This window comes from Methylobacterium sp. Gmos1, assembly GCF_053764715.1.
Genome location: NZ_JBSNCC010000004.1, coordinates 443,857 through 464,414 on the forward strand (window position 1 = coordinate 443,857; position 20,558 = coordinate 464,414).

The following is a 20,558-nucleotide window of genomic DNA, read 5'->3' on the forward strand; positions in this document are numbered from 1 at the left end:
CCTTGTGGTGTCGAACCGTTAACCACGCTCCCGGTTCCGGCTATGCCGGATTGGGAGCGCCGGATGTTGCGTCCGCGGCGGGCGAGATCCGTCGCGGATGGGAGACGCTGGGTCAACGCTTCTAGCGTCACCGGCGGAATGTTCAAGACTTAACACGGAGAAATTCCCCCGGGCGCCGGCGGAGGCGGGGGGATGCCGGCCGTTGACACGGCCCCTCCCGGCGCCCTTGTGGCGAGGGGAAAAGCCGGCTCTACAATGTCTTAGCGTTGAGACGAAGCGTCGATCCGCCGGCCCGGCGGGGAGAGGGACGAACACGATGGCAACGAGGGTCGCCTGCATCGGCGAGTGCATGATGGAGCTGTCGGAGCGGCCCGACGGCAGCCTCTCGCGCGGCTACGGCGGCGATACGCTGAACACCGCGCTCTACCTCGCCCGGCTCGGCGTCGCGGTCGATTACGTGACGGCGCTCGGCGACGATCCGTGGAGCGAGGAGATGCTGGCGGCCTGGGCCGCCGAGGGGATCGGCACGGACCGGGTGCGGCGCCTGCCCGGGCGGATGCCGGGGCTCTACATCATCCGCACCGACGCCGCCGGCGAGCGCAGCTTCCACTACTGGCGCGACAGCGCCGCCGCCCGCGACCTGTTCTCAGGCCCCGGCGCCGCGGAGACCCGGGCCGCGCTCGCGGGCTACGACCTCGTCTACGCCTCCGGCATCAGCCTGTCGCTCTACGGCGAGGCCGGGCGGGCGGCGCTCGCCGAGACCTGCCGGGCGGTCCAGGCGCGGGGCGGGCGGGTCGCCTTCGACACCAACTACCGGCCCCGCGGCTGGCCCGACAAGGCGAAGGCGCAAGGATCCTTCCGCGAGGCGATGGCGGCGGCCGACCTGATCTTCGCCTCCGCGGAAGACCTCGAATGGCTCTACGGGGCCGAGGGCGAGGAGGAGGTGCTGCGCCATCACGGCCGCTGCGAGATCGTGCTGAAGGGCGGCGGCTCGCCGCCGAGCGTGCGGGTGCTCGCCGGGACCGAGGACGTCACGGTGACGGCCCCGCCCGTCGAGGCCGTCGTCGACACCACCGCGGCGGGCGACAGCTTCGCGGCGGCCTACATGGCGGCCCGCCTCGCCGGATGCCCGCCTGCCGAGGCCGCGTCCCGCGGCCACCGCCTCGCCGGCACCGTGATCGGGCACCGCGGCGCCGTGATCCCCCGGGTGGCGATGCCCGACCTGCCGCCCGCCCCTGCCTCCGCAACGAAACAGGACCGCTCATGACGACCGAGACCCGCGCCCGGCGCCTCGACGCGCTGCTCGCCGCCTCCCCGGTGATTCCCGTCATCACCGTGCCGGAGCTCGCCCACGCGGTGCCGCTCGCCCGCGCGCTCGTGGCCGGCGGCATCACCACCCTGGAGATCACCCTGCGCACGCCGGTGGCCCGCGACGCCGCGAAGGCCATCATGGCCGAGGTGCCCGAGGCGGTGGTCGGCCTCGGCACGGTGCTGACGCCCGCCGACCTCGAGACCGCCCACGCGCTCGGCGCCCGCTTCGCCCTCAGCCCGGGGGCGACGCCGGAGCTTCTGCGGGCGGCCGCGGCCAGCGACATGGTGTTCATGCCCGGCATCGCCACGCCCTCCGACCTGATGCAGGTGCTCGCCGCCGGATTCACCGTGGCGAAGTTCTTCCCCGCGGTGCCGGCGGGCGGCATGGCGGCCTTGAAGGCGCTCGGCGGGCCGTTCCCACAAGCCCGCTTCTGCCCCACCGGCGGCGTCAGTGAGGCCGACGCCAAGGCCTGGCTCGCCCTGCCGAACGTCGCGGCGGTGGGCGGCTCGTGGCTGGCGCCGGAAGCCGAGATCCGCGCCGGCAATTTCGCCGCCATCACCGAGCGGGCGCGCCGCACACTCGCGGCCCTGCAGTAACGGTGCGGAAACGTGCCCGCGCCGCCACGGTGTGGCGCGGGCACAACGCCGACTTCGCAACCGCGAAAGCGCGCCGGATTTAAGCTTGGCTTTGAGACGTGGGCGTTTACGGCTTGGCCATTGGTTCAGCCGTACGGTGCCGGTCGCGTTCGCACCGACCTACCCGCGCTTCCCGTCCAAGCTTTCCTTTGCCAAGAGGCTTCCATGCGCCGCTTCGTTCCCGCCCTGGCCGGGCTGGTCTGCGCCGTCACCGCCTGGGCGGCGCCCGCCGCCGCCTACGAGATCGACCCGCTCACCCGCCAGCCCCTCGACCAGCCGCTCACCGTGACGGTGCGGTCCCCCGCCGGCGCCGCGGCCGACCCGCTCGACGCCTCGGTGCCCAAGCTCAGCCCGATCCCGCGCGAGACGGTGGCCTATTCGGGTCCCTACGGCGCCGGCACCATCGTGGTCTCGACCAGCGAGCGCCGCCTGTACTACGTGCTCGGCAACGGCCAGGCCCTGCGCTACGGCGTCGGCGTCGGCCGCCCGGGCTTCACCTGGGGCGGCGTGCAGACCGTCTCGATGAAGCGCGAGTGGCCCGATTGGCGCCCGCCGGCGCAGATGATCCGCCGCCGGCCCGACCTGCCGCGCTACATGAAGGGCGGCCCGGAGAACCCGCTCGGCGCCCGCGCGATGTATCTCGGCGGCTCGCTCTACCGCATCCACGGCTCGAACGAGCCCGAGACCATCGGCACCGCCGTCTCCTCCGGCTGCATCCGGATGACCAACGACGACGTGATGGACCTGTATACCCACGTGAAGGTCGGCACGAAGGTGATCGTGCAGCGCTGACGAAGCGCGGTATCGCCTGGATGTTGGAAGAGGCCGGCCTTGTGCCGGCCTTTTTCATGGCGGTTCGCCCGATATGCGCGATCTTATGGGCGGATTTTCACCTCTCCCCGCGTGCGGCAGGGCTGTCCGGGCAAAAGAAGAGACTCAAGGCTTTGTCCCTCCCCCTCTGCGGGGGAGGGTGGCCCCCGAAGGGGGTCGGGAGAGGGGACGCCGCTTCCAGAGAGTCGCGCGCTCGATGAAGGGCGCCACATCCTCAAGCGTCGCGCTGCCCCTCTCCCGCCCGGCGCACGAGTGCTTCGCACTCGCAGCCGGGCACCCTCCCCCGACTCAAGTCGGGCATGCCCGACTTGGGCAAGTGGATGCGGAACTCGGGCACGCCCGAGTTCCGTTGGGGGGAGGGGGAAGACCGTGCCTTTTCTTCTCCCCGGACAGCCCCGCCGACCGCCCGCGCATGTAGGCCTGCGGCGCGCACCCCATGTCGGACCGGAACGCGTAGACGAAGGCCGAGGTCGAGCCGTAGCCGAGCGCCAGGGCGGTGCGGGTCACGTCGAGCCCGCCGCCCATCAGCTCGACCGCCTTGAACAGGCGCAGGCGCCGGCGCCAGGAGCGCAGGCTCATGCCGAGCTCGGCCTCGAAGCGGCGGGCGAGCGTGCGGCCCGACAGGCCGAGCGCCCGGCCCCATTCCTCCGGGCCCCGCGCATCGGCCGGCTCGGCGTAGAGCGCCTCGCACAACTCCGTCAGCGGGCCGCCGCGCGGCCAGGGCAGCGCCCCGGGGAGCGGCGCGGCGCGGCGAAGCTGGTCGAGGATCAGGCCGGCGACGCGGCCGGCATAGCCGTCCGCGTCGGCCTGCCCGTCGAGGGCGGCGGCCTCGACGATGAGGGCCTGGAGCAGGGCCGGGACGCCGAGCACCGTCGGCTCCCCGGGCAGGCCGCGCCCGGCCGCGTCGGCGATCCACAGGCTGCGGAACTCCGCCCCGAGCAGGGAGCCGACCCGGTGCCGGTGCCCGGTCGGCAGCCACACCGCCTGCTCCGGCGAGATCACGAAGGAGCGGCCGGCCACCGCCACCGTCAGCACCCCCGAGATGGCATAGACGACCTGGTGCCAGTCATGGGCGTGCTCGGGGAAGGAGTGGCGCGGCGGGATCGCTTGCGCGCGCACCGTCAGGGGTCGCGGGGGCGCCGCATCGCGCGGTGTCTCGATCGTCTCCCACTGCATGCCGGGCTCCAGTTTGGCAGCCAGTCTACACGAATTGTCACCCCGTCGAGATACGGACAGTCGTTTCCCGGCTATGCAGGAGAAGAATTCTGCTGCCGCAGGCCGCTGCCAGAGAAGAACATGATGGCCCACCCCGATCGCCGCGGCCTGCCCCTGTCGACCCGCTCCGAGGACGCCGCCGCGCATTACCGCGCCGGCACCGACCTGCTGCTCGCCGCCTGGCCGGGCGCCGCGGACGCGCTCGATGCGGCGATCGCCGAGGATCCGGGCTTTGCCCTGGCGCATGCCGCCCGGGCCCGCCTGCACGCGATGCGGGCCGAATCGGGAGCGGCGCGGGCCTTCATCGCGAAGGCCGCCGAGTGCCTGGCACGCGGCGGGACCGAGCGCGAGCGCAGCCACGTCGCGGTATTGTCGCTCGCGATCGACGGGCAGTCGGAGCCGGCGCTGGCCCGCGCCCTCGCCCACGCCGAATCCTGGCCGCGGGACGCCCTGATCCTGTCGCTGCCGCTCGGCGCCTTCGGGCTCCTGGCCTTCTCCGGCCGGGCCGACCACGATCAGGCACGGGTCGATCTCTGCGAGCGCCACGCCCACGCCTACGACGCGGACGACTGGTGGTTCACGACCTATCGCGGCTGGGCCCACACCGAGAACGGCGCGGTCGCCCGCGGGCGCGCCCTCGCCGAGCACGGCTTCGCCCTGCGGCGCGAGAACGCCAACGGCGCCCACGCCCTGTCGCACGCCCTGTTCGAGGACGGGGCCGGGGTTGAGGCCGAGGCGCTGATCGCCGGGTGGCTGCCGGATTACGACCGCTCCGGCATCCTGCACGGCCACATCGCCTGGCACGCCGCGCTCGCGGCGCTGGAGCGCGGCGACGCGGAGGGCGCGCTGGCGATCTACGGCGCCCACGTCCAGCCCGGGGTGACCGCGGGCCTATCGCTCAACGTCATCACCGACACGGTCTCGCTGCTCTGGCGGCTCGCCGCCTACGGGCACGCCGTCCCGGCCGGCCTGTGGGACGAGGTCCGGGCCTATGCGCGGCCGTACTACGTCAAGGCGGGCTTCGGCTTCGCCGACGCGCATATGGGCCTGCTCGCCGCCGCGACCGGCGACCGGGCGGCGGCGCACAGGCGCATCGACGCGCTCGCCGGCCTCGTCGAGGCGGGGACGCTGGCGGCGGGCCCGGTGGTGCCGGCGATCTGCCGGGCGGCCCTCGCCTTCGCGGAGGAGGATTTCGCGTCCTGCGCCCGGATCCTCGAACCGGTCGCCGCCGACGTCGTGCGCCTCGGCGGCAGCGGCGCCCAGCGCGAGGTGATCGAGGACACGCTCCTCGTCGCCCTGATGCGCGCCGGCGAGGCGGCCAAGGCCCGCGCGCTCCTCGACCGGCGCCTCCACCGCCGCCCCTCGCCGCGCGATGCGCGCTGGCGGGCCGACCTCACCCTCTGACGCCCCCGACGAGACGAGCGATGTCCAACCCCGCCGCCCCTCCTGAGAGTTCCGTCCGCGCCGGGACCGGCACCGGCAACGTGCTGCGCCTGGCGCTCGCCCAGGCGCTCGCCGGCGCCAACTCGGTCGTGGTCTACGCCACCGGCGCGGTGATCGGCAGCCAGCTCGCGCCGAGCCCCGCCCTCGCCACCCTGCCGATCTCGATCTTCGTCGTCGGCATGGCCGCCTGCACCCTGCCGGCCGGGCGCATCGCCCGGGCCTACGGCCGCCGCACGGCGTTCCTCGCCGGCACCGGGAGCGGGGTGCTCGTCGGACTCATCGCGGCGCTCGCGGTCGTCCTGTCCTCGTTCTGGCTGTTCTGCGTCGCGACCTTCTTCGGCGGCGCCTACGCCGCGGTGGTGCTGTCGTTCCGCTTCGCCGCCGCCGATTGCGTCGCAGCCGCGCGCCGGCCGCGAGCGCTCTCCGCCGTGATGGCCGGCGGGGTGTTTGCCGGCGTGATCGGGCCGCAGCTCGTCAGCCACACCATGTCGCTGTGGCCGGCCCACGCCTTCGCCGCCACCTTTCTCGCCCAGGCCGCGGTGGCGGCGGTCTCGGCCGTGGTGCTGATGGGCGTGCGGCTGCCGGGGCCGACGACGGCCGAGCTCTCCGGCGGGCGCCCCCTGGGCGAGATCGCGCGCCAGCCGCGCTTCGTCACCGCGGTGCTGTGCGGGGTGGTGTCCTACCTCCTGATGAACTTCCTGATGACCGCCGCGCCGCTGGCGATGCACCTGTGCGGCTTCACCCAGGACGACGCCAATCTCGGCCTGCAATGGCACGTGATCGCCATGTACGCGCCGAGCTTCTTCACCGGGCGGCTGATCGCGCGGTTCGGCGCAGCCAGCGTCGTGGCGGCGGGGCTGTCGCTCACGGCGGTCGCGGCCTTCGTCGGGCTGTCGGGGCTGGACCTCGGCCATTTCTGGGCCTTCCTGGTCCTGCTCGGGCTCGGCTGGAACTTCGGCTTCGTCGGCGCCTCCGCGATGGTGCTCGACTGCCACCGGCCGGAGGAGCGGACCCGGGTGCAGTCGCTCAACGACTTCGTGGTGTTCGGCACGATGGCGGTCGGCTCGTTCTCCTCCGGCGGGCTGCTCGCCCGCTACGGCTGGGACGTGGTGCTGTGGGTGTCGTTCGCGCCGCTGGCCGTCGCGGTCGCGGCGCTCAGCCTGTCGGCGGCGTCGCGACCGGCCCACGCGGTGGGCTGATCACCGCCGCCGCGCCGGCTCCCGGCTCAGGCCCCGGGCCGCCAGCTCCTCCTCGTAGCGGGAGAACCGCGCCGCCTGCTCCTCGCCGAGGCGGCGCAGGAAGTCGAAGGCGTAGATCCCGGTATCGTGCATGTCGTCGAAGGTGAGCTTGACGGCGTAGTTGCCGACCGGGGCCACCGCCAGGATCTCGACCTCGCGCTTGCCCGGGATCCACTTGCGCTCGGAGGGCGCGTGGCCCTGGACCTCGGCCGAGGGGCTCTCGACCCGCAGGTATTCCGCCGGCAGGGCGTAGGCCGCCCCGCTCGCGAAGGCGACGTGGAGCGTGCGCTTGTCGCGCGACAGCCGGATCTCGGTCGGCCAGTCCGCGTCGTCGGTCCTATGAGCCTCGGGGGTCCTATGAGCCTCGGTCATGGGTTGCGTCTCCCTGCGCCTCAAGCACAACTTGCCGGTCGTCCCGCGAGCGCTCATATGCAGGCTGGCTGCCGGCCGCCAGAGCCTCAAGTCTCGAGGATAGTGATCGCATGTGGGGTCCCCGTACCGACGATCCGATGCCGGCGGCGTCCGTGCCGGCGCGGCCGGCGCCGCTGATCGACCCGTTCCAGCGCGCGATCACCTACCTGCGCGTCTCGGTGACCGATCGCTGCGACCTGCGCTGCGTCTACTGCATGTCCGAGGACATGACCTTCCTGCCCAAGCGCGACCTGCTCACCCTGGAGGAGCTGGACCGGGTGTGCTCGGTCTTCGTCGAGCGCGGGGTGCGCAAGCTGCGGATCACCGGCGGCGAGCCGCTGGTGCGCCGGGACATCATGCGGCTGTTTCGCAACCTCTCGCGCCACCTCGCCTCCGGCGCGCTGGAGGAGATGACGCTCACCACCAACGGCACGCGCCTGCGCCAGCACGCCGCCGAGCTGGCGGATCTCGGCATGCGCCGGATCAACGTCTCGCTCGACACCCTCGACCCGCAAAAGTTCCGGGCGATCACCCGGCGCGGCGACCTCGATACGGTGCTCGACGGCATCGCGGCGGCGCGCGAGGCCGGCCTCAAGGTCAAGATCAACGCCGTGGCGCTGAAAGGCGTCAACGAGGACGAGATTCCGGCGATGCTCGCCTGGGCCCACGGGCTCGGCATGGAGATGACGCTGATCGAGGTGATGCCGCTCGGCGACATCGAGCCGGACCGCGTCGACCAGTTCCTGCCGCTCTCGGTGGTGCGCGAGCGCCTGTCGGAGCGCCTCACCCTCACCCCGCTGCCCGACCGCACCGGCGGTCCCGCCCGCTACGTGCGGGTGGAGGAGACCGGTGGGCGCCTCGGCTTCATCACCCCGCTCACCCACAATTTCTGCGAGAGCTGCAACCGGGTGCGCCTGACCTGCACCGGCCAGCTCTACATGTGCTTGGGTCAAGAAGACGCCGCCGACCTGCGGGCGGCGTTGCGCGCCTCCCCCGACGACGCGGTGGTGGCCGAGGCGATCCGGGAGGCGATCACCCGCAAGCCGAAGGGCCACGACTTCGTCATCGCCCGCGCGGCCAAGCCCGCGGTGCCGCGGCACATGAGTACGACGGGGGGCTGAGGCCCCCTCGCTCAGATCCGGAATCCCATCCGCAGCGCCCCCCAGTGCCGGCCGTGCACCCGGATCGGGCTCGACACCTCGCGCAGGGGCTGGCGGCCGGCCTCGTCCTGCGGGCAGGCCTGGACCAGGAAGGCCCGGGTCGAGCGGGCGGCGGAAAGCCCGATGCGGTCGTCGTAGAGCCGGCGCTGGCGGGCATGCAGCGCGTTCCAGGCCGGGTCTCCGGTCCGCGGGCTTTGCGCCTGGGCGCGGTTGTGGACCGGGGCGTAGCCGTTGCGGTCGACCGCGATGCAGAAGGCCGTGCGCGCATCGGCAAGCAGCAGCGGCTCGAGGATCGGCGGCAGGATGTCCTCGAGCGCCGGCACGGCGGCGGTGAGGTAGTGCGGCGGCTCGATGCCGGCGACGGGGCGGTAGGTGGTGTCGAACAGGGCGTGGTGCGCGAGGCGGCCGGCGGCCAGCGCCTGCTCCAGGGCCGCGCCGACCGACGCCGCCCCGCCGAGCGCCGCCGCGATCAGCGGCCGGTTCTCCTCCTCGATCGCCACGAGCGCGTCGCGCAGCCGCGCCTCCGATCCGGCGTCACCGACCGCGCAGTGCAGGCCGCGCGGGCTCGCCCCGACCACCCGCACCTGCAACCGGCCGATGCCGCGCAGGTCGAGGGAGAGCCGGGCGCCGAGTGCCGCGCCGCAGCCCTCCGGCGGGGTCAGGAGCAGGCCGCCCCGGCTCAGGTCGTGCACCCGCCCGAGGCCCCAGTTGCCGACCCGCGCCGCGAGGTCGACCGGATAGCGGTCGTGGACGCGGCGGTCGCCGATCTCCGCCTGGCGCAGGGACGCGACCGTGCGCCCGGCAAGCCCCCCGGCGAGGCCGGCGACGCCGGCCCCGACGGAGCGCGCCGCCTCCATCCGCCGTGCCGCTTCGGCCGCCGACGCCGTCGCCAGGGCGGCCTCCCGGCCGAGGTCGTCGGTGACCGCGGAAAGGTCGCGGGCGTCGTCGGCGAGGCGCCGGGCGGCGGCGGCCTGCGCCTCCGCCGCCGAGCCGGTGGCGGCGAAGGCCGGGCGCAGGCAGGCGAGCGAGGTCGCGACGCTGCCCATCGCCACCGCCCCGGGGCCGGAGAGGCGGCGGCTCAAGGCGCGCACCTCCGCCACCGCCCGGGCGGCGTCGGCCGAGAGAAGCTTGAATTCCTCCGCCGCCTGCCAGAGCGGCCCGCCGCCGGCGCCGGCGCGGGTCGCCTCGACGGTGGCGTTGATGGCGAGGCGGTTGGCCTGCCGCACCAGGGTCGCCACCGCCTCGACGACGCGGGCGGCTTCTTGCGCGGCGCTCCCCATCTCGGCTTCGAGCACGCGGCTCTGCGCGTCGGTGCGCTCCAGGTGGCGGCCGGCCTGGACCAGCACGCCGGCAAGGCCGTCGGCCTCCGCCGCGAGGGTCCCGGCCTCGGTGCCGAGGGCGCGGCCGCGCGCTTCCGCCTCCTCGGCCCAGGCTCCCAGGGCATCGAGGCCGCGGGCGAGGGCGGCGGCGTCCGCGGCCGCCGCCTCGGTCTCGGCGCAGCTGTCCCGGGCCGCGACCCCGACGGCGCGGGCGGCCCGGACCAGCTCCGCCTCGACCCGGTCGACGGCGTCGCGCCCGGCCCGTCCGGCATCGCGCCCGGCTCCCTCGGCCGCTCCCTCGACCGCCGGCCCGACGGGGAGCGGCGGCAGGATCTCGACCGCGTCGGCGGAGTCGCGGGACGGGTGGGGCGGGCGGAAGCTCAGGCGCATGGACGGATCAGAGCGCCCCGCGCTTAAAGGCCGGTTAACCCTGACGAGGCGTCACCGCCGCGGGCGCGGATCCGACGCGCGAGTTGCGCCGGCAGGCGTGGCCGTGGCAGGGTCCGGCCCCGTTCATCGACCACCCCGCCACGAGGGACCGCCGCCGGATGAGCCGCCTGCTCTCCCGCCTCCTGCTCCTGTCGCTGCTGGCCGCCGCGCCGGCCCGCGCCGAGGAAGCCCCTGTCACTCCGCAGGCCCCCACCGCTCAGCAAGCCCCCACCGCCCTCCCCTCCCCCGTGCGCATCGCCACCGAGGGCGGCCGCCCGCCGTTCAACTACGTCGAGGACGGCAAGCCGGCGGGATTCGAGGTCGATCTGGCCCAGGCCCTGTGCGCCGAGGCCAGGCTCACCTGCACGGTTCTGCTCCACCAGTGGGACGGCATCATCAAGGGCCTGGAGGCCGGCGAGTACGATGCCATCATGGCGGCGATGGCGATCACCCCGAAGCGGGCCGCTCGCATCGCCTTCACCAAGCCCTATCTCCGGATCCCCTTCGCCTACGTGACGCGGCGCGACACCTCGCTGCCGAACCCGAGCCCGGCGACCCTGAGGGGCCGCACGATCGGCGTCGCGGCGCACGGGCCGCAGGTTGCCTTCCTGGAGCAGCGGGTGCCGGGCGCCGAGATCCGCACCTTCGACAGCCTCGCCGACGCGACTCTCGACCTGCGCGCCGGCCGGGTCGATCTCGTGCTCGGCGACAAGCTCGACCTCGCGACCTTCCTGAGCCGGCCCGAGGGCGAGGCGTGCTGCCGGTTCGCCGGCGATGTGCCGGCGGGGGAGCCGCTCCTCGGCGAGGGCGTCGGGATCGGCCTGCGCAAGGGCGATCCCGCCTTGCGCGAGGCGTTCGAGCGGGCACTCGCGGCGCTCAAGGCGGACGGCCGCTACGACCGCATCCGGGCGAAGTACATCCCGTTCGACACGAAGTGACGCTCCTCTCCACGAACGATCTCGTTCGTGGAGAGGAGGCGAACCGGTTTGACGGGCGCGGGCGCGGCTCACTACACCGGGGGCCGATCGCCGCGGGACAACGGCGTGGGAGGAGTGAGCGCATGGCAAAGGTCGCGTTTCTGGGTCTCGGCGTGATGGGTGGCCCGATGGCCCGCCACCTCGCCGCCAAGGGCCACGACGTCACGGTCTACAACCGCACCAAGGCCAAGGCCGACGACTGGGTAAAGGCTCACGGCGGCAAGGCCGCGGCGACGCCGCGCGAGGCGGCGGAAGGCCAGGAGATCGTCTTCGCCTGCGTCGGCAACGACGACGACCTGCGCTCGGTCACGACCGGCCCGGACGGCGCTTTTGCCGCGATGGGCAAGGGCACGGTCTTCGTCGACCACACCACCGCCTCGGCGGAAGTCGCGCGCGAGCTCTCGGCCGCCGCCGAGAAGGCCGGTTTCGGCTTCATCGACGCACCGGTCTCCGGCGGCCAGGCCGGCGCCGAGAACGGCGTGCTGACGGTGATGTGCGGCGGTGATTCCGACACCTTCGCGCGGGTCGAGCCGGTGATCGGGTCGTATGCCCGCGCCTGCCGGCTGCTCGGGCCGGTCGGGGCCGGCCAGCTCGCCAAGATGATGAACCAGATCTGCATCGCCGGCCTCGTCCAGGGCCTGTCGGAGGCGGTGCATTTCGGCAAGCAGGCCGGGCTCGACATCGAGGCGGTGCTCGACGTGATCTCCAAGGGCGCTGCCGGCTCCTGGCAGATGGAGAACCGCGGCAAGACCATGAACGAGGGCAAGTTCGAGTTCGGCTTCGCCGTCGACTGGATGCGCAAGGACCTGTCGATCGTGCTGGCGGAAGCCCGCCGCAACAAGGCCAAGCTCCCGGTGACGGCCCTCGTCGACCAGTTCTACGCCGAGGTGCAGAGCATGGGCGGCGGGCGCTGGGACACGTCGAGCCTGATCGCCAGGCTGGAGAAGTAAAAACGTCGGCGCGGCATTGTCGATAACAAGACAAAGCTCCCTCCCCTCTCCCATATGGCAGAGGGGCCGGGGGTGAGGGTGATACGCTTCCACATGAATCGGTGGGCGTGGTGCTGGCAGCTCGACGCTCAGTGCTCGATTCCGAAGCGTGTCACCCTCACCCCTACCCCTCTCCCACACCTTGCAGCGATACCGGGCAAGCCCGGCATCGCCTGGAGAGGGGATCCCGCGCCATCTGGTCTTCCAGTCAGCGCCGGTAAATCAGGTCTCTACTTCCCCACCAGACAGCTCACCGCCTTGCGCCAGCCGGCAAGCCGGCGCTCGCGCAAGGTCGGCTCCATCGCCGGGGCGAAGCGGCGCTCCAGGCGCCAGTGGTCGGCGAAGTGCTCGGGCTCGGGGTAGAGGCCGCAGGAAAGGCCGGCGAGATAGGCCGCGCCGAGCGCCGTCGTCTCCTTCACCTCGGGCCGGTCGACGGGTGCGGCGAGGAGATCGGCGAGGCGCTGCATCGTCCAGTCCGAGGCGACCATGCCGCCGTCGACCCTGAGCACCGTTGCGCTGCCGTCCCCGTCCGGCCAGTCGGCCCGCATGGCGGCCAGCAGGTCGGCGGTCTGGTAGCAGACGCTCTCGAGCGCCGCGCGGGCGAGTTCGGCCGGGCCGGTGCCGCGGGTCAGCCCGAACAGGGCGCCGCGGGCGTCGGGCTCCCAGTACGGCGCGCCGAGGCCGACGAAGGCCGGCACCAGGTAGACGTCCTGGCCCGGGTCGGCCCGCTCGGCGAGCGCTCCGGTCTCGGCCGCCGATTCGATCACGCCGAGCCCGTCGCGCAGCCACTGCACCGCCGCCCCGGCGACGAAGATCGAGCCTTCGAGGGCGTAGGTGCGCTTCCCGTTCAGCTGATAGGCGATGGTGGTGAGGAGCTTGTTCTTCGAGACCACCGGCTGCGACCCGGTGTTGAGGAGGGCGAAGCACCCGGTGCCGTAGGTCGACTTGACCATGCCGGGCCGGAAGCAGGCCTGGCCGACGGTCGCCGCTTGCTGGTCGCCGGCCACGCCCCGGATCGGGATCGCCGCGCCGAACAGCTCCGGGTCGGTCTTCCCGAAATCGCCGGACGAATCGCGCACCTCCGGCAGCATCGAGGCCGGCACGCCGAGAAGCCCCATCATCTCCTCGTCCCAGACACCGCGATGGATGTCGAAGAGCAGGGTGCGCGAGGCGTTGGTGGCGTCGGTGACGTGGAGCCGGCCGCCGGTGAGGCGCCACAGGAGGTAGGAATCGACGGTGCCGAAGGCGAGCTCGCCGGCCTCGGCGCGAGCGCGGGCGCCCGGCACGTTGTCGAGGATCCAGGCGATCTTGGTGCCGGAGAAGTAGGGATCGAGGATCAGGCCGGTCTTCGCCGTGACCCTCGGCTCGTGGCCCTCCTCCTTGAGGCGGGCGCAGATCCCGGCCGAGCGCCGGTCCTGCCAGACGATGGCGCGGTGCACCGCCTCGCCGGTGCGCCTGTCCCAGACCAGCGTCGTCTCGCGCTGGTTGGTGATGCCGATCGCCGCCACGTCCCGTGCCGTCACCCCGGCCTGCTTCATCGCCGCCCGGCAGGTGTCGAGGGTGGTGCGCCAGAGATCCTCCGGCTCGTGCTCGACCCAGCCCGAGGCCGGGAAATGCTGCGGGAACTCGGCCTGGGCGAGGCCCGCGATCGAGGTGTCGGGGCGGAACAGCAGGGCGCGCGAGGAGGTGGTGCCCTGGTCGATGGCGAGGATGAGGGAGGACATCGGCGGCTCTTTCACGCGGTTGCGGCGTGTCTAGAGGGGTGGCGGCTCCAGGGTGGACAGGCCGAGCGTATCGGCCGCCCGGCGGAGCCGCGCGTCGAAGGTGGCGAAGGGCAGGCCGGTGACCTGGAGCAGCGCGAGATGCAGGGCGTCGGGACCGCGCACGCCGAGGGAGGCGTCCTCGACGATGGTGCGGGCGTGGACGAACATGTTCCGCGTGATGGTCATCGGGCGGCCGAGGGCCGCCCGCCAGAACTCGAAGCGCGAGAAGATCGACCGGGCTTCGGCCGCATCCAGCTTGCGCTCACGGACCAGCCGCGAAATCGCAGACGTAAACTCGAGAACCGTGAGGTCCGATATGACGACGCCGACGCTCGGATCGGTGACCCAGGTCTGAATCCGCGACGATAAGGCTTCCCGCACGAAGATCGCGATGACGATGTTGGCGTCGCAATAAATGCGGTTCACGCGCCTTCATCCCGCATCTGTCGGACGAGGGCGACCGCGTCGATCGGCTCGCGCGGTGTCACGATGGTATCGCGCAGCCAGTCGGCCTCTTCCTTGGTCATCGGCCGCGGCTCGGTCGGCACGAGCTTGACGAGATCCTCGTCGAGGCGGGTGATGATCACCTCCTCGCCCTCCGTCGCCTTGGCGAGGAGTTCGGGCAGGCGGGCGATGGCGTCTTCCAGCGAGTAATAGGCCATGACAACCTCCGTGGCGGCATTGGCCGCCAGGATAGCGGAATCCGGCCATCCGCGAAAAGGAGAGCCGGGGCTTGAGAGCCCCGGCTCCGCAAGGTCAGCCGCGCTTCGGGGGCGAAGCCGGCCAGCTCTTGATGAGCGTATCGTAGTCGATCGTCTCACCCTTCGGCTTCTCGTCGGCGAGCTTGCGCTGGGGGGCCAGCGTGCCGTCCTTCTTGGCCTGCTCGTACCAGTGCTCGGCCGAGGTCTTTGGGTTGAGCTTCGGGCCGCACTCGCCCTGGACCTTGGAGCGCTCCAGGCGCGCCATCACGTCGTCCTGGGCGTTGGCGAGCGCGTCCATCGCCGCCTGCGGGGTCTTGGCGCCCGAGGAGGCGTCGCCGATGTTCTGCCACCACAGCTGGGCGAGCTTGGGGTAGTCCGGCACGTTCACGCCGGTCGGGGTCCACTGCGTGCGGGCCGGCGAGCGGTAGAACTCGATCAGGCCGCCGAGCTTCGGCGCCCGCTCGGTGAAGGACTTGTCCCAGATGTCGCTCTCGCGGATGAAGGTGAGGCCGACGTGGCTCTTCTTCAGGCTGACCGACTTCGAGACGATGAACTGCTGGTAGAGCCAGGCCGCCTTGCGACGGTCGAGGGGGGTCGACTTCAGGAGGGTGAGCGAGCCGGCATCCTGATAGCCGAGCTTCATGCCCTCCTTCCAGTACGGGCCCTTCGGCGAGGGCGCCATGCGCCACTTCGGCGTGCCGTCCTGGTTCATCACCGGGAGGCCGGGCTTGACCATGTCGGCGGTGAAGGCGGTGTACCAGAAGATCTGCTGGGCGACGTTGCCCTGCGACGGCACGGGGCCCGACTCCGAGAAGGTCATGCCGGCGGCCTGCGGCGGGGCGTACTTCTTCAGCCACTCGACGTACTTCGTCACCGAGTAGACCGCGGCCGGGCCGTTGGTGTCGCCGCCGCGCTCGATCGAGGAGCCGACCGGGCGGCAGCCCTCGATGCGGATGCCCCACTCGTCGACCGGCTTGCCGTTCGGGATGCCCTTGTCGCCGTTGCCGGCCATCGACAGCCACGCATCGGTGAAGCGCCAGCCGAGCGAGGGGTCCTTCTTGCCGTAGTCCATGTGGCCATAGACCTTGACGCCGTCGATCTCCTTCACGTCGTTGGTGAAGAAGTCGGCGATGTCCTCGTAGGCCGACCAGTTGACCGGCACGCCGAGATCGTAGCCGTACTTGGCCTTGAACTTCTCCTTGAGGTCGGCGCGGGTGAACCAGTCGTAGCGGAACCAGTACAGGTTGGCGAACTGCTGGTCGGGCAGCTGATAGAGCTTGTCGTCCGGGCCGGTGCCGAACGAGCGGCCGATGAAGTCCTCGAGGTCGAGGGTCGGCGAGGTGACGTCCTTGCCCTCGCCCTTCATGAAGTCGGACAAGGCCACGGTCTGGCCGTAGCGGAAATGGGTGCCGACGAGGTCGGAATCGTTGATCCAGCCGTCGTAGATGTTCTTGCCCGACTGCATCTGGGTCTGGATCTTCTCCACCACGTCGCCCTCCTGCAGGAGGTCGTGGCGCACCTTGATCCCGGTGATCTCGGCGAAGGCCTTCGCGAGCGTGCGGGCCTCGTATTCGTGCGTGGTCAGCGTCTCGGAGACGAAGTTGATCTCCATGCCGGCGAAGGGCTTCGCCGCGTCGACGAACCACTGCATCTCCTTGAGCTGCTCCTCCTTCGACAGGGTCGAGGGCTGGAACTCGGTGTCGACCCAGCGCTTGGCCTCTTCCATGCCGGCAAAGGCGTGGCCGGCGGCGAGGCTGAGCGCGAGCGCGCTCGCGGCCGTGAGCAGACGATGGCGTTTCATGCTGGTTGTCCTCCCTCTGGTGGTGATCGGCCCGCCTGGTGCCGGCTCATGCCGGACGTAGCGACGGGCTTTCATGCGAAGCGGAACATCACCGCCCCGTAAACGAGCGAGAGCGCGAGCGCCCATTCCAGGCTCGGGCCGACGAGGCCGAGCCAGGCGAGATTGATGAAGGCGGTGCCGACCAGCGTCAGGAACAGCCGGTCGCCGCGGGTGGTGGGGATCCGCAGGATCCCGACCTGCTCGGTCTCCGGGCGCCACACGGCGAGCGCGGTCATCAGGGCGAGCAGGCCAGCGATGACCGCGAAGAAGGTCGCGGTCTGCCAGGTCCAGGCCATCCAGGCGAAATCAGGCATCGGATGTCTCCCGGTCAGACGCGGCCGAGGGCGAAGCCCTTGGCGATGTAGTTGCGCACGAACCAGATCACGAGCGCGCCCGGCACGATGGTGAGCACGCCGGCCGCGGCGAGCAGGCCCCAATCCATGCCGGCGGCCGAGACCGTGCGGGTCATGGTGGCGGCGATGGGCTTGGCGTCGACCGAGGTCAGCGTGCGGGCGAGCAAGAGCTCGACCCAGGAGAACATGAAGCAGAAGAAGGCGGCGACGCCGATGCCCGACGCGATCAAGGGCATGAAGATCTTCGTAAAGAAGCGCGGGAACGAGTACCCGTCGATCGCCGCGGTCTCGTCGATCTCGCGCGGCACGCCGGACATGAAGCCCTCGAGAATCCACACCGCCAGCGGCACGTTGAACAGGCAGTGGGCGAGCGCCACCGCCCAGGGCGTGTCGAACAGGCCGACCGACGAGTACAGGTTGAAGAACGGCAGCGCGAACACCGCCGGCGGCGCCATCCGGTTCGAGAGCAGCCAGAAGAACAGGTGCTTGTCGCCGATGAAGCTGTAGCGCGAGAAGGCGTAGGCCGCGGGCAGGGCGAGCCCGATCGACAGCACCGTGTTGATCGCCACGTAGGACAGCGAGTTCAGGTAGCCGCCGTACCAGCTCGGATCGGTGAAGATCCGGATGTAGTTGTCGAACGTGATCGCATGCGGCCAGAGCGTCATGCTGGTGTTGATTTCCTGGTTGGTCTTCAGGCTCATGTTCACGAGCCAGTAGATCGGCACCATCAGGAAGAGGAGGTAGAGCGTCATCACGACGTGGCGCGGGCGCATCAGGCGGCCCTCCGGTCGAGCGGGATGGTGGTGGCTTGGGGCAGGCTGCCGGCGGCGCTCGCGTCCGCCGGGTCGTCGGCCAGCACCGTGCGGTTGCCGGCGTCGACGTTGGTCATCACGGTGTAGAACACCCAGCAGACGCTCAGGATGATGAGGTTGTAGACCAGCGACATCGCCGCCGCCCGGCCGAGATCGAACTGTCCGAGCGCCAGCTTGACGAGGTCGATCGACAGGAAGGTCGTGGCGTTGCCGGGCCCGCCGCCGGTGAGCACGAAGGGCTCGGTGTAGATCATGAACGAGTCCATGAAGCGCAGCAGCACGGCGATCAGCAGGACGCGGCGCATCTTCGGCAGCTGGATGGTGCGGAAGATCGCCCACTGGCTCGCCCCGTCGATGCGGGCGGCCTGGTAATAGGCGTCGGGGATCGACTTGAGACCCGCGTAGCACAGGAGCGCCACGAGGCTCGTCCAGTGCCAGACATCCATGGTCACGATCGTGACCCAGGCGGCGAGCGCGGAGCCGGCGTAGTTGTAGTCGATGCCGAGGCGGTTGAGGGTGGCGCCCAGCAACCCGATGTCGCTGCGGGCAAAGACCTGCCAGATCGTGCCGACGACGTTCCACGGGATGAGGAGCGGCAGCGCCATCAGCACGAGGCAGAACGCGACCGAGCGGCCTTCGCGCGGCATCGAGAGCGCCACCGCGATGCCGAGCGGCACCTCGATCGCCAGGATGACGCCTGAGAACAGCAGGTTGCGCCACAGCGAATCGAAGAAGCGCTCGCCGAACTGGGTCGACGGGTCGAGCAGTTCCTGGAACCAGCCGAGGCCGTTCCAGAAGAACTGGTTGTTGCCGAACGTGTCCTGGAACGAGTAGTTGACCACCGTCATCAGCGGCAGCACCGCCGAGAAGGCGACGACGGCGAAGACCGGCAGGACGAGGAGCCAGGCCTTCTGGTTGACGGTCTTGGTCATGCGGCCTCTCCCGGCACCAGGGCGCCGTCGGCGTAGATGTGGATCTGGCGCGGATCGAGGGTCAGCGCCGCCTCCGCACCGTCGAGGCTCTGGCCCTCCGCCACCGTGGCGACGAGGGGCCGGCCACCCAGTTCGACCCGGGCGAGGCGCTGGCGGCCGATATCGTCGATGCGCTTGACCTGCACCGGGAGCCCGAGGCCCTTCGGCGCCAGATGCACGTATTCGGGTCGCACGCCGAGCTCGATGCGCTTCCCCTTCGGCAGGGCCGGGTAGTGCCGGGCGAGCGGGATGGCGTGACCCTCGATCGTCGCGGTCGCGCCCTGCACGTCGGCGGGAAGCAGGTTCATGCCCGGCGAGCCGATGAAGTGGCCGACGAAGGTGTGGGCCGGGCGCTCGAACAATTCGTCCGGCGTGCCGGTCTGCACCACGGCGCCGTCATGCATCACCACCACCGTATCGGCGAAGGTCAGCGCCTCGGTCTGGTCGTGGGTGACGTAGATCATCGTCAGGTCGAGCTTGCGGTGCAGCTCCTTGAGGGTCGAGCGCAGCTGCCATTTCAGGTGCGGGTCGATGACGGTGAGCGGCTCGTCGAACAGGATCGCCGCCACGTCCGGGCGCACGAGGCCCCGGCCGAGCGAGATCTTCTGCTTCATGTCCGCCGTTAGGTTGTTGGCGCGGCGGTCCAGCACCCGGGTGAGGTCGAGGAGCCCGGCGATCTCCTCCACCCGCGACCGGATGGTGGCCGGCGCCACGCGCCGGTTCTTCAGCGGGAAGGCCAGGTTCTCCCGCACCGTCATGGTGTCGTAGACGACCGGGAACTGGAACACCTGGGCGATGTTGCGCCCCTCGGTCGGCACGGTCGTGACGTCGCGGTCGTCGAACAGGATGCGGCCGCGGGTCGGGACCACCAGCCCCGAGATGATGTTGAGCAGCGTGGACTTGCCGCAGCCCGACGGTCCGAGCAGCGCGTAGGCGCCGCCCTGGCGCCAGACGTGGTCGATCTCCTTCAGCGCATAGTCCTGCGGGCCTTGCGGGTTCGGGCCGTAGGCGTGGGCGAGGTGGTCGAGGGTGATGCGGGCCATGTCCCCTCTCCTCTTCAGGCTGCCGCCGGCAGGTCGAGGGCGGCGGTGCGGCCGCTTTCGTCGAACACCAGGGCGTGGTGGGGGTCGAGATAGGCCGTGACGGCCGTGCCGGGCTCGAGCCGGCGCACGCCGGTCACGAGCGCGATCAGGCGGCTCTCGCCGGCATCGACGTGAACGTAGCTCTCCGAGCCGGTGATCTCGGCGACAGAGACGGTGGCCGGCAGCACGATCGCCTCGCCCGGCAGCGGATCGAGGGCAAGGTGGTGGGCGCGAAAACCGATCGTGTAGGCGCCGTCGGGCACGGTCGCGAGCGTGCCGGTGGCGCGCACTTGCCCGCCGGTCGGCAGGGTGACCCGGCCGCCGGCCTTCATCACCCGCAGGGTGTTGAGCGGCGGGTCGGAGAAGACCTTTGCGGTGATGAGATCCTGGGGCCGGCGGTAGACGTCCGGCGTCGGCCCGACCTGGGTGACGCGGCCCTGGTGCAGGGTGGCGGTGCGCCCGCCGAGCATCAGCGCCTCGGCCGGCTCGGTGGTGGCGTAGACGAAGATCGCCCCCGTCGCGGCGAAGATGCGCGGCAGCTCTTCCCGCAGTTCCTCGCGCAGCTTGTAGTCGAGGTTCGCCAGCGGCTCGTCCATCAGCACGAGGTCGGCGCGCTTGCAGAGCGCCCGGGCGATGGCGGTGCGCTGCTGCTGGCCGCCCGAGAGTTCGAGCGGCTTGCGCTTGAGGTAGGGGGTGAGCCGCAGCAATCCCGCCGCCTCCTGCACCCGCGCCTCGATCTCCCCCTTCGCCACGCCGGCGACCCGCATCGGCGAGGCGATGTTCTCGTAGACCGAGAGCGAGGGGTAGTTGATGAACTGCTGGTAGACCATCGCGACGTTGCGGGCCTGCACCGGCAGGCCGGTCACGTCCTTGCCGTCAGCGATAATCTTTCCTTCGCTCGGCGCCTCGAGCCCGGCCATCAGGCGCATCAGGGTGGTCTTGCCGGCGAGCGTCTGGCCGAGCAGCACGTTGAGCGAGCCCTTCGGCAGCGCCAGGCTGACGTCGCGGATATGGGTCTCGGGGCCGACCCGCTTGGTGACGTTCTCCAGGATCAGGGTCATGGCGCCCTCCCGTCTC

Annotated in this window: 20 protein-coding genes; 8 read left to right on the forward strand and 12 right to left on the reverse strand. The window is 71.5% G+C overall.

The window, feature by feature from the left end; genetic code table 11:
* The first annotated feature begins 316 nt into the window (after positions 1-316).
* From ACS5PV_RS11180 to ACS5PV_RS11190, 3 genes are all read left to right on the forward strand, one after another.
* The gene (locus tag ACS5PV_RS11180; RefSeq protein WP_455395400.1) at positions 317-1,267 is read left to right on the forward strand and encodes a sugar kinase; all 951 of its coding nucleotides are present in this window, start codon (positions 317-319) and stop codon (positions 1,265-1,267) included.
* On the forward strand, positions 1,264-1,908 hold the full coding sequence (gene eda / locus ACS5PV_RS11185; protein WP_455395401.1) for a bifunctional 4-hydroxy-2-oxoglutarate aldolase/2-dehydro-3-deoxy-phosphogluconate aldolase: 645 nt from the start codon (positions 1,264-1,266) through the stop codon (positions 1,906-1,908). The genes ACS5PV_RS11180 and eda overlap by 4 nt, the downstream gene beginning before the upstream one ends.
* Before the next feature lie 204 nt (positions 1,909-2,112).
* Positions 2,113-2,739, forward strand: a complete 627-nt coding sequence (locus ACS5PV_RS11190; RefSeq protein WP_455395402.1) for a L,D-transpeptidase — start codon at positions 2,113-2,115, stop codon at positions 2,737-2,739.
* 327 nt (positions 2,740-3,066) lie between these two features.
* On the opposite strand, the gene ACS5PV_RS11195 is transcribed toward ACS5PV_RS11190, so the two are convergent.
* Positions 3,067-3,954, reverse strand: coding sequence for an AraC family transcriptional regulator (locus tag ACS5PV_RS11195; protein ID WP_455395403.1), 888 nt, complete (start codon positions 3,952-3,954; stop codon positions 3,067-3,069).
* 123 nt (positions 3,955-4,077) lie between these two features.
* Here ACS5PV_RS11195 and ACS5PV_RS11200 point away from each other — a divergent pair, with 123 nt between their 5' ends.
* Both ACS5PV_RS11200 and ACS5PV_RS11205 read left to right on the forward strand, forming a co-directional pair.
* A complete protein-coding gene (locus tag ACS5PV_RS11200) occupies positions 4,078-5,397 on the forward strand; it encodes a tetratricopeptide repeat protein (protein WP_455395404.1) in 1,320 nt (439 codons plus the stop codon).
* 20 nt (positions 5,398-5,417) lie between these two features.
* A complete protein-coding gene (locus ACS5PV_RS11205) occupies positions 5,418-6,635 on the forward strand; it encodes an MFS transporter (protein WP_455395405.1) in 1,218 nt (405 codons plus the stop codon).
* Here the strand turns inward: ACS5PV_RS11205 and ACS5PV_RS11210 are convergent, their stop codons facing one another.
* Positions 6,636-7,046, reverse strand: a complete 411-nt coding sequence (locus ACS5PV_RS11210) for a gamma-butyrobetaine hydroxylase-like domain-containing protein (protein WP_455395406.1) — start codon at positions 7,044-7,046, stop codon at positions 6,636-6,638. It lies immediately after the preceding gene.
* A 110-nt stretch (positions 7,047-7,156) separates the two neighbouring features.
* Between ACS5PV_RS11210 and moaA the strand changes: the two genes are divergently transcribed.
* Positions 7,157-8,206 (forward strand): GTP 3',8-cyclase MoaA, encoded by a 1,050-nt coding sequence (moaA, locus tag ACS5PV_RS11215; RefSeq protein ID WP_455395407.1) that lies wholly within the window; start codon positions 7,157-7,159, stop codon positions 8,204-8,206.
* Positions 8,207-8,217: 11 nt separating this feature from the next.
* Here moaA and ACS5PV_RS11220 read toward each other — a convergent pair whose 3' ends face one another.
* Complete coding sequence (locus ACS5PV_RS11220; protein ID WP_455395408.1) at positions 8,218-9,954, reverse strand: chemotaxis protein; 1,737 nt, start codon at positions 9,952-9,954, stop codon at positions 8,218-8,220.
* A gap of 158 nt (positions 9,955-10,112) precedes the next feature.
* Here ACS5PV_RS11220 and ACS5PV_RS11225 point away from each other — a divergent pair, with 158 nt between their 5' ends.
* Both ACS5PV_RS11225 and ACS5PV_RS11230 read left to right on the forward strand, forming a co-directional pair.
* Positions 10,113-10,931 (forward strand): transporter substrate-binding domain-containing protein, encoded by an 819-nt coding sequence (locus ACS5PV_RS11225; RefSeq protein WP_455395409.1) that lies wholly within the window; start codon positions 10,113-10,115, stop codon positions 10,929-10,931.
* A 122-nt stretch (positions 10,932-11,053) separates the two neighbouring features.
* Positions 11,054-11,920, forward strand: a complete 867-nt coding sequence (locus tag ACS5PV_RS11230; protein ID WP_455395410.1) for an NAD(P)-dependent oxidoreductase — start codon at positions 11,054-11,056, stop codon at positions 11,918-11,920.
* 269 nt (positions 11,921-12,189) lie between these two features.
* On the opposite strand, the gene glpK is transcribed toward ACS5PV_RS11230, so the two are convergent.
* The 9 genes from glpK to ACS5PV_RS11275 all read right to left on the reverse strand — a co-directional run bounded on the left by glpK (position 12,190) and on the right by ACS5PV_RS11275 (position 20,542).
* Positions 12,190-13,683: a glycerol kinase GlpK gene (gene glpK, locus ACS5PV_RS11235; protein ID WP_455395411.1), complete on the reverse strand. Its 1,494-nt coding sequence runs from the start codon at positions 13,681-13,683 to the stop codon at positions 12,190-12,192.
* A gap of 30 nt (positions 13,684-13,713) precedes the next feature.
* Complete coding sequence (locus tag ACS5PV_RS11240; RefSeq protein ID WP_455395412.1) at positions 13,714-14,148, reverse strand: type II toxin-antitoxin system VapC family toxin; 435 nt, start codon at positions 14,146-14,148, stop codon at positions 13,714-13,716.
* The gene (locus ACS5PV_RS11245) at positions 14,145-14,384 is read right to left on the reverse strand and encodes a type II toxin-antitoxin system Phd/YefM family antitoxin (protein WP_455395413.1); all 240 of its coding nucleotides are present in this window, start codon (positions 14,382-14,384) and stop codon (positions 14,145-14,147) included. The genes ACS5PV_RS11240 and ACS5PV_RS11245 overlap by 4 nt, the downstream gene beginning before the upstream one ends.
* Positions 14,385-14,478: 94 nt before the next feature.
* Complete coding sequence (locus tag ACS5PV_RS11250; protein ID WP_455395414.1) at positions 14,479-16,224, reverse strand: ABC transporter substrate-binding protein; 1,746 nt, start codon at positions 16,222-16,224, stop codon at positions 14,479-14,481.
* Positions 16,225-16,295: 71 nt separating this feature from the next.
* A complete protein-coding gene (locus tag ACS5PV_RS11255; RefSeq protein WP_455395415.1) occupies positions 16,296-16,577 on the reverse strand; it encodes a DUF2160 domain-containing protein in 282 nt (93 codons plus the stop codon).
* Between the two features lie 14 nt (positions 16,578-16,591).
* Positions 16,592-17,389: a carbohydrate ABC transporter permease gene (locus ACS5PV_RS11260; RefSeq protein WP_455395416.1), complete on the reverse strand. Its 798-nt coding sequence runs from the start codon at positions 17,387-17,389 to the stop codon at positions 16,592-16,594.
* Entirely contained in the window at positions 17,389-18,360 is a 972-nt protein-coding gene (locus ACS5PV_RS11265; protein WP_455395417.1) for a carbohydrate ABC transporter permease, read from the reverse strand. The genes ACS5PV_RS11260 and ACS5PV_RS11265 overlap by 1 nt, the downstream gene beginning before the upstream one ends.
* Positions 18,357-19,442: an ABC transporter ATP-binding protein gene (locus tag ACS5PV_RS11270; protein ID WP_455395418.1), complete on the reverse strand. Its 1,086-nt coding sequence runs from the start codon at positions 19,440-19,442 to the stop codon at positions 18,357-18,359. The genes ACS5PV_RS11265 and ACS5PV_RS11270 overlap by 4 nt, the downstream gene beginning before the upstream one ends.
* A gap of 14 nt (positions 19,443-19,456) precedes the next feature.
* Positions 19,457-20,542: an ABC transporter ATP-binding protein gene (locus tag ACS5PV_RS11275; RefSeq protein ID WP_455395419.1), complete on the reverse strand. Its 1,086-nt coding sequence runs from the start codon at positions 20,540-20,542 to the stop codon at positions 19,457-19,459.
* Between the last annotated feature and the right edge of the window lie 16 nt (positions 20,543-20,558).

Excerpts from the sequence above, each read along its gene's own strand:
- moaA (WP_455395407.1), top strand. The coding sequence starts at position 7,157 with ATGTGGGGTCCCCGTACCGACGATCCGATGCCGGCGGCGTCCGTGCCG.
- ACS5PV_RS11265 (WP_455395417.1), bottom strand. The coding sequence starts at position 18,360 with ATGACCAAGACCGTCAACCAGAAGGCCTGGCTCCTCGTCCTGCCGGTC.
- ACS5PV_RS11245 (WP_455395413.1), bottom strand. The coding sequence starts at position 14,384 with ATGGCCTATTACTCGCTGGAAGACGCCATCGCCCGCCTGCCCGAACTC.
- ACS5PV_RS11250 (WP_455395414.1), bottom strand. The coding sequence starts at position 16,224 with ATGAAACGCCATCGTCTGCTCACGGCCGCGAGCGCGCTCGCGCTCAGC.
- ACS5PV_RS11195 (WP_455395403.1), bottom strand. The coding sequence starts at position 3,954 with ATGCAGTGGGAGACGATCGAGACACCGCGCGATGCGGCGCCCCCGCGA.
- ACS5PV_RS11220 (WP_455395408.1), bottom strand. The coding sequence starts at position 9,954 with ATGCGCCTGAGCTTCCGCCCGCCCCACCCGTCCCGCGACTCCGCCGAC.
- ACS5PV_RS11225 (WP_455395409.1), top strand. The coding sequence starts at position 10,113 with ATGAGCCGCCTGCTCTCCCGCCTCCTGCTCCTGTCGCTGCTGGCCGCC.
- ACS5PV_RS11210 (WP_455395406.1), bottom strand. The coding sequence starts at position 7,046 with ATGACCGAGGCTCATAGGACCCCCGAGGCTCATAGGACCGACGACGCG.
- ACS5PV_RS11200 (WP_455395404.1), top strand. The coding sequence starts at position 4,078 with ATGGCCCACCCCGATCGCCGCGGCCTGCCCCTGTCGACCCGCTCCGAG.
- glpK (WP_455395411.1), bottom strand. The coding sequence starts at position 13,683 with ATGTCCTCCCTCATCCTCGCCATCGACCAGGGCACCACCTCCTCGCGC.
- ACS5PV_RS11190 (WP_455395402.1), top strand. The coding sequence starts at position 2,113 with ATGCGCCGCTTCGTTCCCGCCCTGGCCGGGCTGGTCTGCGCCGTCACC.
- ACS5PV_RS11230 (WP_455395410.1), top strand. The coding sequence starts at position 11,054 with ATGGCAAAGGTCGCGTTTCTGGGTCTCGGCGTGATGGGTGGCCCGATG.
- ACS5PV_RS11255 (WP_455395415.1), bottom strand. The coding sequence starts at position 16,577 with ATGCCTGATTTCGCCTGGATGGCCTGGACCTGGCAGACCGCGACCTTC.
- ACS5PV_RS11205 (WP_455395405.1), top strand. The coding sequence starts at position 5,418 with ATGTCCAACCCCGCCGCCCCTCCTGAGAGTTCCGTCCGCGCCGGGACC.
- ACS5PV_RS11270 (WP_455395418.1), bottom strand. The coding sequence starts at position 19,442 with ATGGCCCGCATCACCCTCGACCACCTCGCCCACGCCTACGGCCCGAAC.
- ACS5PV_RS11180 (WP_455395400.1), top strand. The coding sequence starts at position 317 with ATGGCAACGAGGGTCGCCTGCATCGGCGAGTGCATGATGGAGCTGTCG.
- eda (WP_455395401.1), top strand. The coding sequence starts at position 1,264 with ATGACGACCGAGACCCGCGCCCGGCGCCTCGACGCGCTGCTCGCCGCC.
- ACS5PV_RS11260 (WP_455395416.1), bottom strand. The coding sequence starts at position 17,389 with ATGCGCCCGCGCCACGTCGTGATGACGCTCTACCTCCTCTTCCTGATG.
- ACS5PV_RS11275 (WP_455395419.1), bottom strand. The coding sequence starts at position 20,542 with ATGACCCTGATCCTGGAGAACGTCACCAAGCGGGTCGGCCCCGAGACC.